12 protein-coding genes are annotated in these 9,836 nt (G+C 39.7%); all 12 read right to left on the bottom strand.

What is annotated here, in order from left to right; translation table 11 throughout:
* Positions 1-240: 240 nt before the first annotated feature.
* The 12 genes from mgtE to H5119_RS15525 all read right to left on the bottom strand — a co-directional run bounded on the left by mgtE (position 241) and on the right by H5119_RS15525 (position 9,705).
* Positions 241-1,599 carry a magnesium transporter gene (gene mgtE, locus H5119_RS15580; RefSeq protein ID WP_182702882.1) on the bottom strand — a complete coding sequence of 453 codons (1,359 nt, stop codon included), beginning with the start codon at positions 1,597-1,599 and terminating at the stop codon, positions 241-243.
* 280 nt (positions 1,600-1,879) lie between these two features.
* A complete protein-coding gene (locus H5119_RS15575) occupies positions 1,880-2,152 on the bottom strand; it encodes an HPr family phosphocarrier protein (RefSeq protein WP_077536022.1) in 273 nt (90 codons plus the stop codon).
* Positions 2,153-2,197: 45 nt separating this feature from the next.
* A complete protein-coding gene (gene rapZ / locus H5119_RS15570) occupies positions 2,198-3,043 on the bottom strand; it encodes an RNase adapter RapZ (protein WP_077536021.1) in 846 nt (281 codons plus the stop codon).
* A gap of 19 nt (positions 3,044-3,062) precedes the next feature.
* On the bottom strand, positions 3,063-3,515 hold the full coding sequence (gene ptsN, locus H5119_RS15565) for a PTS IIA-like nitrogen regulatory protein PtsN (protein WP_182702883.1): 453 nt from the start codon (positions 3,513-3,515) through the stop codon (positions 3,063-3,065).
* 4 nt (positions 3,516-3,519) lie between these two features.
* Positions 3,520-3,807 (bottom strand): ribosome hibernation promoting factor, encoded by a 288-nt coding sequence (gene hpf / locus H5119_RS15560; RefSeq protein WP_077536020.1) that lies wholly within the window; start codon positions 3,805-3,807, stop codon positions 3,520-3,522.
* A 25-nt stretch (positions 3,808-3,832) separates the two neighbouring features.
* On the bottom strand, positions 3,833-5,332 hold the full coding sequence (locus H5119_RS15555; protein ID WP_077536019.1) for an RNA polymerase factor sigma-54: 1,500 nt from the start codon (positions 5,330-5,332) through the stop codon (positions 3,833-3,835).
* A 69-nt stretch (positions 5,333-5,401) separates the two neighbouring features.
* Positions 5,402-6,127 carry an LPS export ABC transporter ATP-binding protein gene (gene lptB / locus H5119_RS15550; RefSeq protein WP_138584697.1) on the bottom strand — a complete coding sequence of 242 codons (726 nt, stop codon included), beginning with the start codon at positions 6,125-6,127 and terminating at the stop codon, positions 5,402-5,404.
* Positions 6,124-6,669, bottom strand: coding sequence for a lipopolysaccharide transport periplasmic protein LptA (lptA, locus tag H5119_RS15545; RefSeq protein ID WP_182702881.1), 546 nt, complete (start codon positions 6,667-6,669; stop codon positions 6,124-6,126). The genes lptB and lptA overlap by 4 nt, the downstream gene beginning before the upstream one ends.
* Complete coding sequence (gene lptC / locus H5119_RS15540) at positions 6,659-7,213, bottom strand: LPS export ABC transporter periplasmic protein LptC (RefSeq protein ID WP_182702880.1); 555 nt, start codon at positions 7,211-7,213, stop codon at positions 6,659-6,661. Before lptC ends, lptA begins: the two co-directional genes overlap by 11 nt.
* Positions 7,210-7,761 (bottom strand): 3-deoxy-manno-octulosonate-8-phosphatase KdsC, encoded by a 552-nt coding sequence (kdsC, locus tag H5119_RS15535; RefSeq protein WP_077536015.1) that lies wholly within the window; start codon positions 7,759-7,761, stop codon positions 7,210-7,212. Before kdsC ends, lptC begins: the two co-directional genes overlap by 4 nt.
* Entirely contained in the window at positions 7,762-8,733 is a 972-nt protein-coding gene (locus H5119_RS15530; RefSeq protein WP_182702879.1) for a KpsF/GutQ family sugar-phosphate isomerase, read from the bottom strand.
* A 3-nt stretch (positions 8,734-8,736) separates the two neighbouring features.
* Positions 8,737-9,705, bottom strand: coding sequence for a calcium/sodium antiporter (locus H5119_RS15525; protein ID WP_077536013.1), 969 nt, complete (start codon positions 9,703-9,705; stop codon positions 8,737-8,739).
* Positions 9,706-9,836 lie beyond the last annotated feature (131 nt).

Raw genomic sequence — 9,836 nt, 5'->3', positions numbered from 1 at the left:
TGGTCTAACCGTTTGATTTTTAGATTCATATACACCTCAAAGTTGAGATGTTATTTTATCAAATTAAAGAGAATTAAGCGTTTAAATTAAATCGAAATTTTTGAAATTGGTCTGATCAATGTCTGCTATAATGTTGTTAAAATTTTTTATTTAGAACAACTAGCTATAAAAAAGCGGGAAGTTAAATTTAACTTCCCGCTTTTTTTAAATACCCGAATTCAGGTTCCAAGTTTTAAAAAGCTAAATTAACAGCCAAGTGGCTGTACCTAAAAAGGCGAATATACCAACGATGTCTGTAACAGTAGTGAGTACCACACTCCCTGCAAGCGCTGGGTCTATATTCATTCGTTTAAGAATTATTGGAATACTAGCACCAGCAACTCCAGCCACCACTAAGTTCATAAACATCGCAAAGGCGAGTACGCCACCCAGCATAAAGTCCCATTGCCATATGGCAATAACACCCGCTATTAACAGTGACCACAAAATGCCGTTTAGCGCGCCAATGGCAAGCTCTTTCATCATCAAAAATCGTTGGTTAGTTTGATTTATGTGGCCGACAGCAATACCACGAATAACAAGCGTTAATGATTGACTACCTGCAACACCACCCATAGAAGGGACAATGCCGTTAAGTACCGCTAAAATTGGTAATACATCCAAAGTACCTTCAAAAAAGCTAGCTACAAAGGCTGCTGCAAGTGCAGTTAATAAGTTAACTCCTAACCAAACTGAGCGCTTTTTCGAGCTTTTTAAAACAGGCGCAAAGGTGTCTTCTTCATCATCAAGACCCGCTAAACTGAGTAAACTATGCTCGGCATCTTCTCGGATTACGTCAACAATATCATCGATAGTGACACGACCAAGTAGCTGAGCGTTGTCATCAACAACAGGGGCTGATATCCAATTATGGCGCTCAAAGAGTTGTGCAACTTCACTTTCATCCATTGAAATTGGAATTGACTCACAATCTTCATCCATCAAATCGCGAACAATTTTTTCGGGTGGGTTAGTCAATAATGTACTGAGCGATAAAGCGCCTATAAAGCAGTTATGTTTATCAACAACATAGAGGTCGTCGGTGCCTTCTGGTAGCTCTCCGCGTAGCCTAATATATCTAAGTACAACATCGAGCGTAACGTCAGGGCGAATGGTCACCGTATCGGTATTCATTAGCGCACCAGCGGAGCGCTCTTGATACGAAAGTGCTTGTGTTGCACGCTCACGGTCTTGAATGTCCATTGCGCTAACAACGTCTTTATAAACGGTGTCTGGCAGGCTACGGAGTACTTCACCTAAGTCATCGTGGCCCATATCTTCAGTTGCGGCCGCAATATGCTTAGGTTCCATTTGGGCAATAATGCCTAAACGAACATCTTCAGATAACTCTTCAAGTACATCACCTTGTACATCAGGGTCAACTAATTGCCAAAGGAGTCGGCGAATTTTATGCGGTGATGATTCTAATAATAATGCAGTATCACAAGGAGCTGTTTTTGCTAACATGCGCCTAACTTGAACAAATTGACCACTGTTAAGCGACTTAGTCACTTGTTTTAGTTGTTGTAGTGGATAGTCTTGTTCAAAAGCTTCGGGCATTGGCATCCTTAATTAATTTTAATACTACTTTGGTAGGAGAGGTTAACTAACCTGAACTCTGGATAATAAATCTATCTCAAGCAGCTATTTTCAGTGCTAACTGCGTTGAATTTACTTGCAATAGGCCCGCTATTGACGCGTAAATTCGCCTTGTTTTCACTGAAAATCTCTGGCTAGAGAAAATAAATTTAAATATCACCTGATTCAATACGTTAGTAAATCTCTTAACCAGAGTTCAGGTTAGCTAATTTAATTTTACTTTTTAAGTATTTATTACTGACTATTCTTGTTCGTTAAATCGCTGTGATATTAGTTGACCAACGGCGCCCAAGGCTTGCTCTGCATCAGGGCCTTCACATACTACCTTAACTTCTTTACCTTGGCTGCTTTCAAGTAGCATTAATGCGAGTACGCTATCACCCGCCGCTTCTTTTTCATCTTGGAACAAGGTTATCGAAGCGTCAAACTTTACGGCCAATTGAGCTAATACAGTTGCAGCTCTAGCATGTAGCCCTAATTTGTTTTGTATTAAAAAGGTATCTTCTAAGCGCATACGTTACCCTACCTAAGCTGAACTGGTTATTATTTTATGTGAGAATTATTTCTCTTGCTCTCGGTGGCGAATTTTTACATTGGGGTGTGTCATCGCAAAGCTTTCACCAATTGTTTGTGCTAAATACACTGAGCGATGTTGCCCACCAGTACAGCCAATAGCAATCGTTAGGTAACTGCGGTTATTTCGTTCTAAATGGGGTAACCATGTTTGTACAAAAGTTTGAATTTGCCATGTGAACTTTTGCACTATGCTATGACTCGCTAAATAATCTTTAACAGGTTGATCTAAGCCATTTAACGGTTTTAACTCAGGCTCCCAGTGAGGGTTTGGCAAGAAGCGTGCATCAAATACATAATCTGCTTCTTTAGGGATGCCGTGTTTAAAACCAAACGATTCAAACGTGACAATAAGCTGCTTGTCTTTTTTTCCTAATATTTTTTCACGAATAGATTCAGCAAGTTGATGGACACTTAAGTCACTTGTGTCAATCATATAATCGGCTCGAGTGGTTAGCACATCAAGTAATTCTTTTTCTTTTTTGATTGCCAAATCAAGCGGCAGTGAGTCAACCGATAGGGGATGTAAGCGGCGTGTTTCAGAGAAACGTTTTATCAGTGTTTGATCTTCGCTGTCTAAATAAAATAAGGTAGGCTTTGCAAAACCGGGTAAGTATTCAAGAATATCATTAAACTGTTCTTGTTCCTTAGGAAGGTTTCGTACATCAATGCTCACTGCGATTTTATCGTAGTTATCAGAAACGCTGCGTACCAAAGAAGGTAACAGATTTAACGGAATGTTATCTACGCAATAATAACCTAAGTCTTCAACAACGCGTAAAGCAACCGACTTTCCAGAACCCGATCGGCCACTTATGATAATTAACTCCATTTATCACCCTTTATATTAATCACGATTGCTTAACAATAACTTGATACAGTTCGGTATCCGTTTTTGCACTGCGCAATTGCTTACAAAATTCTTTGTCGTTAAGTTTATCAGCAATGGTTGCCAGAGTCTTTAAGTGCTGCTGGTTATCACCATCTGGTACGATGAGTGCAACAAAAATATCAACGGGACGATTATCAATTGCATCAAAGCTAATAGGTGTTTCACTAACGAGTACTAAGGCTAAGGGCTCTTGTGCACCGCTCATGCGCCCGTGAGGGATCGCTATGCCTCTACCTATACCAGTACTGCCTAGCTTTTCTCTACTTAGTAAAGCGCTAAGAATATCTTGTTGAGAAAGGTACGGAAGCTTATCGTGAGCAAGTTCGCTGATAAGCTCTAAAATTCTTTTTTTGCTATTAAAAAGGACCGCAGCTTTGCTGCAGTCCTGGCATATAAGTGAGCTTAATTTCATCATATTAGTGTCGAGCAAGCTTCTCTTTGTGTTTAATTACTTGGCGATCGAGCTTATCAATCAGCGAATCGATGGCAGCGTACATGTCTTGATGCTCAGTTGAGGCAAATAACTCAGCACCACTTACATGTATTGTTGCTTCTGCTTTTTGGCTTAGTTTTTCTACATCAAGAATGACATGAACATTATTAATATGATCAGAGTGTCTTTCTAGCTTCGCAAATTTGGTATTTATATAGTCTCTTAGTGAATCAGTTAATTCTACGTGACGACCAGTTAAGTTTAGTTGCATAAGCATTACCCTCTTTGTTTGCGTCTTAAATCAGACTTTTTCGCTGATTTGACGGTGGAATAGCCAGAGATTCGCGATATTTTGCGATTGTACGTCTCGCTACTTTAATTCCTTGCTCAGCCAATATATCCGCTATTTTGCTATCACTCAATGGTTTTGCTGAGTTTTCTGCAGCGATTAATTTTCTGATAAGTGCACGTATTGCTGTAGATGAGCATTCACCGCCATTTTCGGTACTTACATGACTTGAGAAAAAGTATTTAAGCTCAAATATCCCCCGAGGTGTATGCATATACTTTTGAGTGGTTACACGCGAAATAGTTGATTCGTGCATTTCCACCATTTCAGCAACATCATTTAAAACCATAGGTTTCATGGCCTCAGGACCATGTTCAAAAAAGCCTTGCTGCTGCTTAACAATACAGTTAGTTACTTTTAATAATGTATCGTTTCTGCTTTCTAAGCTTTTAATAAACCATTTAGCTTCTTGTAAATGCGAGCGTATAAACTGGCTATCACCGCTTGATTTAACAGTGCGAGACATCGCAGCATATTGGCTGTTTACGCGAATTTTTGGCATGCTATCTGGATTTAGTTCAACAACCCAGCGGCCTTTAATTTTTTTCACTGACACATCAGGAATTACATACTCAGACTCTTCCCTAACAATCGTATCTGCAGGCTTTGGGTTTAGCGTATGAATAAGTGTCATTACTTCTTTAAGCTCTTCCTCTTTGAGCTTCGTTTTTTTCATTAATGTACGATAGTCGCGAGCTGCTAATAAGTCTATGTGCTCGGTTAAAATCATTTTTGTTTCATTAATATAGGGTGTTTCTTTATCAAACTGATTAAGTTGAATGCACAAACACTCTTGTAAACTACGCGCTGCTATACCGACCGGATCAAATAATTGAATGCGTTTTAAAACAGCTTCTATTTCATCAAGTTCAACTTCATTATCATCTTCGTTTTCTTGGTTGAAGCTTTCGAGAATCTCTTCACAACTTAGTGTTAAAATGCCTGAATCATCTACGGCTTCCACAATAGCAATCGCAATCGCTTCATCAGTAGGGCTAAATGGCGTTAGTTGAAGTTGCCACATTAAATACTCGTGGAGCGTTTCCGTTGATGCACCTTGGTATATAGACTCGTCTTCAGGCATTGGACCTGATGAAGAGGCTGGAGCTGCACTCATGTACTCGTCCCAGCTAACATCCATCGCCATGTCGTCACTTACCGTATCTTTAGCAAGTGCTTCGCCGCTGTCTTGTTCGTATTCGCTTGGAGCATCGTCGGCAGATGCGCTAACAGTTATATCATCGGTGTCTGCTTTTTGTTCATTTTTACCTGCAGCGTCTTCAGAATAGTCTTGTTCCTCAACCTCTAAAAGTGGGTTGCTGTCGAGCGCTTCTTGTATTTCTTGCTGGAGATCCAATGTACTGAGTTGCAACAAACGAATAGCTTGTTGCAATTGTGGAGTCATTGTAAGTTGCTGGCCCATGCGCAGCTGTAGTGATTGCCTCATGTATCTCTAACAATCCTTTTATGTTGTTATAATTAATACTAGCAGATGCTTAAAGACATGGCGTAAATGTTACAGCCTAAATTGCTCGCCTAAGTAAACATCGCGTACTGTTTTGTCATTTAATACGTGTTCTGGAGTACCTGATGCAATCAGCTCCCCATGAGAAACAATGTAGGCTTTTTCGCAAACATCAAGGGTTTCTCTTACGTTATGATCGGTAATTAACACACCAATCCCACGATTTTTGAGATGTTCTATGATTTTTTTTATATCAAGTACAGAGATTGGGTCAACGCCCGCAAACGGTTCATCTAATAATATAAACTTGGGATTAGCCGCTAATGCACGGGCTATCTCTACGCGGCGACGTTCACCACCCGATAACGCCATACCTTGGCTGTCACGGATATGTTGAATATTAAATTCGTCTAATAAATTATTTAGCGTATCTTCTCTTTGCTGCTTCTTAAGTTCTTTACGTGTTTCTAAAATTGCCATTAAGTTTTGATAAACAGTTAGCTTTCTAAAAATTGAAGACTCTTGTGGTAAGTAGCCTATGCCTAATCTAGCACGACTGTGCATAGGTAAAAGAGTAATATCGTTATCGTCGATAGATATTTTTCCTTTATCGCTAGGTACTAAGCCCACAATCATATAAAACGTGGTGGTTTTACCAGCGCCGTTTGGGCCAAGTAAGCCAACAATACTGCCAGCTTTAACTTCAAGGCCGACGTTTTTTACAACTTCTCGGCCTTTATAGCTTTTGGCTAATAGTTCTGCTTTTAATGTGCTCATGGTTGGCCTTTATCGCTTGTTTTACTTTTTTTAGCTTCAATAGGCACTAAAATTGTGTGAACGCGATCCGTTGAATTTTCATCTTTTTCAGCGCTAATTAATTGCTGTTCTATGTCGTAAGTAATACTTTTTGCATTTATTTTTTGCCCAGCTTGCGATACTTGCGCATTACCAACAAGCGTTAAAAAACGCTTAGATACATCGTAACGCACTTCATCAGCACTGGCGCTCATAGTCGTGCCGTCGGGTTGTTTTTCTTCAAAATGTGCCGGACTGCCTGTGGCAATTAATAGCTGCTTATTATCACCGAGCTCTTCGCGTTTGTGTACTTCTAAGCGGTCGGCGGTAATGCGGCGATTTCCGTGAATAATTTCTACATTTTTCTCGAAAATACCCACATTGGCTTTTAATTGACCTTCTTGTTTATCGGCACTTATTGAGATTTGGTTGGCAGCCGGTTGAGTCGACTGCTCTGCTGCATTACTGTTAAATGCTAATAAAAACGTTGGGATAATAAGTATTTTTGAAAATTTATTGGTCATAATATATGGTTCGCGTATGGTTAATAAGTTTTATCACTTCGGTTTTAAGATCGGCTTCAAGGCCTTTACCAGTGATCTTTAAATTAGGTCCAGTTACAACTACAGGTTGCTCTGAGCGCATTGTCAGTAGCTTTATATCTACTTGAATATTATCGGCATTGATTTTTTCTATCATTGCTTTATCTGTTAGATTTTTAGCGACAACATTACCTTCTAAAACTAATTGTTTGCCTTCGTACAGGGTTGCTTCATCAGCATTTATGCGCCAAGCCTGTTTTTCGTTATATAAAGTAAAAATAGGTTTTTCAAAAAAGGTAAAACCTAATTGTTGATATAACTCCATTTTGGCAGCTGTCACTTTGTGACTTATTTTGCCCTGCTCATCATACGCAGTTTGTTTTAGTTCTATTGCAGTATAATCAGGCTCAGCTATAACCTCAGATGTGCTCTGTGTAGTAATGTTTGTTTGCGTAAAATAAGGGTACCAAAGCCAAACCATACAGCTGATGAATAAAACGCTTAATATTATGCGCGCTATATTCATGAACTTGTACCTTGTGTGGTCAGTGGGTGCCCATTTTCTAGCATTAATAAGTCTGTAAGCTCTCTTACTGCACCGAAGCCGCCAGGCATTTGTGTGGTGTAGTGTGACAGGCGCTTAATTAGCGGGTGAGCATCGTTAACAGCGACTGCAAAACCGACTAATTCCATCACTGGCATGTCAGGACCATCATCACCAATATAAGCAATTTGTTCATCCGTTAGATCAAGTTTATGTTTTAGTTCTTCATAAGCAACGAGTTTATTTTCTTGACCTTGGTAGATGTGTTGTATGGTCAAGCTACTCATACGGTTTTGTACAATTTGCGAGTGACGTCCAGTAATAACCGCAACGTTAAAGCCGCTATTAATGAGCGCTTTTATACCAAATCCATCTTTAGTATTAAATGCTTTTAGTTCTTCACCTTGGTTGCCTAAGTAAATGCGCCCATCAGAAAATACACCATCAATATCGCAAATAAGCAATTTTACTTTTTTAGCACGTGCTTTAGCATCATCGCTTAGCGGTTGATAGAGTTCTTCAAATTGCATTTATAATACTCCTGCTTTCAATAAGTCTTGCATATTTAGTGCACCGATAGGCTGGTTTTGCTCATTGACAATAATTAAACCATTAATACGTTTATGTTCCATAATATTAAGTGCTTCGGCAGCCAGCATGTCTTGGTTTGCGGTCGTACATGATTTAGTCATTACTTCGCTAATTTGCGTGGTATGAATATCAACTCGTTGCTCTAAAATACGACGTAAATCGCCATCAGTAAATAGTCCCGTTAACTGTTGGTTTTCATCAACAATAGAAGTCATTCCTAAACCTTTAGCCGACATTTCAATCAGTGCGTCTTTTACTGTTTGTGAAATATTAATAATAGGCGTGTTTGCGCCGCCGTGCATAACATCTTTCAAAGTAAGTAGTAAGCGTTTGCCCAAGCTGCCACCTGGGTGTGAAAGTGCAAAGTCATCGGCAGTAAATCCACGCGCTTCTAAAAGGGCGACAGCTATTGCATCGCCCATTGCAAGTGTTGCTGTGGTACTTGCTGTTGGTGCAAGGCCCAACGGGCAGGCTTCTTGTTCTACTTTTATGCATACGTGTACGTTTGCAAGTGTTGCCATGGTTGATTTTTCATTGCCCGTCATCGCTATCATTTTTGCGCCAAGGCGTTTTAACACGGGAATAATATTTAAAACTTCGCTAGTCTCACCTGAGTTGGAAAGAAGCATCACCACGTCATTTTTAGTGATCATTCCTAAGTCCCCGTGGCTTGCTTCACCAGGGTGTACAAAAAAAGCGGGACTACCAGTACTGGCTAGTGTAGCTGCTATTTTATTGCCAATATGACCAGATTTACCCATGCCAATAACAATAGTGCGACCTTTACAATCGTATATTAATTGACAAGCTTGATGAAAGTTTTCATCTACATATTGTGCAATATCACTCAGTGCTTGGCGCTCTATGTTTAAAACGCGAAGGCCTTGTTCAATAAAGTTTAGCGCTGCCATTATTTACCCTACTTGACTGAAAATATATCCTTGATAGCCCAAAAATGCGATTAACAATAGGCTACCTTCTACTCTATTGATGCGTTGTGTGCCTCTAAAGTTCAATGACATAACAATAAGCGCAATTGTTGCACCAATCATTATTAGTATGTCACGACTTGCTACAGAGGGGTCAATGATTGATGGGTTGATAATACCAGCCAGTGGTAACACCGCCAAAATATTAAAAATATTTGAGCCAACAATATTACCCAGCGCTAAGTCATCTTCGTTTTTAAGCACACCTGCAATGGAGGCTGCAAGCTCTGGTAAACTGGTGCCAATGGCAATGATAGTTAGGCCAATTACTAGGTCACTTAGACCGAAAAACTTAGCAATGTCGACAGCAGAACCAATTAAAAAATATGAGCTGACAGGGAGTAATATCATGCCAATGACTAACCAAAATACAGCATTTTTTGTTGGTACATTGCTAGGCACATCATCACAGGCTTCTGATACAAATGGGTCGTCTTGATTTTTTGCACGCATAGATACAATAATTAATCCGCCAATAAAGACAATGAAGCCAATTAACAAGGCTACGCCTTCGACTAATGAAAAGTAGTTGTCAGAAAAAATATACCAGCTAGCTAACGATACGAGAAGTACCAGTGGTATTTCTCGTTTTAATGTACCAGATGATACTGAAAGCGGACGAAATAATGCAGTTATACCTAACACGAGTAATATGTTTGTTATATTTGAACCAATGGCATTGCCTACCGCAGTATCCGTTTTACCTGCAAGTGCTGCCGAAGCTGAAACCATCATTTCTGGAGCTGATGAACCCATCGCTACCACAGTCAAACCAACAATGAGAGTTGGAACCCCAAAGTTTTTTGCAAGCGCTGCTGCACCAAAAACAAACCTGTCTGCACTCCAAACTAGAGCTGCAAAACCAAGAATTAAAATAACAAACGAGGTAACCATTGTGTTAAGCCAGTTATTCAAAATAGTAATGGCGCGAATAGTAACAAAAGCCAAGATGAAAGTATAAATAAAAGAGTAAGGTCAACTGTATACCTATGGTGCTTTAAAACAGCTTACTTAGCTATTTAAGC

The sequence above is a fragment of the Pseudoalteromonas sp. SG45-5 genome, from assembly GCF_014164085.1.
GTDB classification, from domain to species: Bacteria; Pseudomonadota; Gammaproteobacteria; order Enterobacterales; family Alteromonadaceae; genus Pseudoalteromonas; species Pseudoalteromonas aliena.
Note: the sequence above shows the minus strand (reverse complement) of the source record. Positions and strands in the feature narration are given on the sequence as shown.

What these genes read in the sequence shown, in the direction of transcription:
- hpf (WP_077536020.1), bottom strand. Translation starts at nt 3,807, where the DNA reads ATGCAACTAAACTTAACTGGTCGTCACGTAGAATTAACTGATTCACTA.
- mgtE (WP_182702882.1), bottom strand. Translation starts at nt 1,599, where the DNA reads ATGCCCGAAGCTTTTGAACAAGACTATCCACTACAACAACTAAAACAA.
- H5119_RS15575 (WP_077536022.1), bottom strand. Translation starts at nt 2,152, where the DNA reads ATGCGCTTAGAAGATACCTTTTTAATACAAAACAAATTAGGGCTACAT.
- lptA (WP_182702881.1), bottom strand. Translation starts at nt 6,669, where the DNA reads ATGACCAATAAATTTTCAAAAATACTTATTATCCCAACGTTTTTATTA.
- lptC (WP_182702880.1), bottom strand. Translation starts at nt 7,213, where the DNA reads ATGAATATAGCGCGCATAATATTAAGCGTTTTATTCATCAGCTGTATG.
- kdsC (WP_077536015.1), bottom strand. Translation starts at nt 7,761, where the DNA reads ATGCAATTTGAAGAACTCTATCAACCGCTAAGCGATGATGCTAAAGCA.
- H5119_RS15555 (WP_077536019.1), bottom strand. Translation starts at nt 5,332, where the DNA reads ATGAGGCAATCACTACAGCTGCGCATGGGCCAGCAACTTACAATGACT.
- lptB (WP_138584697.1), bottom strand. Translation starts at nt 6,127, where the DNA reads ATGAGCACATTAAAAGCAGAACTATTAGCCAAAAGCTATAAAGGCCGA.
- ptsN (WP_182702883.1), bottom strand. Translation starts at nt 3,515, where the DNA reads ATGAAATTAAGCTCACTTATATGCCAGGACTGCAGCAAAGCTGCGGTC.
- H5119_RS15525 (WP_077536013.1), bottom strand. Translation starts at nt 9,705, where the DNA reads ATGGTTACCTCGTTTGTTATTTTAATTCTTGGTTTTGCAGCTCTAGTT.
- H5119_RS15530 (WP_182702879.1), bottom strand. Translation starts at nt 8,733, where the DNA reads ATGGCAGCGCTAAACTTTATTGAACAAGGCCTTCGCGTTTTAAACATA.
- rapZ (WP_077536021.1), bottom strand. Translation starts at nt 3,043, where the DNA reads ATGGAGTTAATTATCATAAGTGGCCGATCGGGTTCTGGAAAGTCGGTT.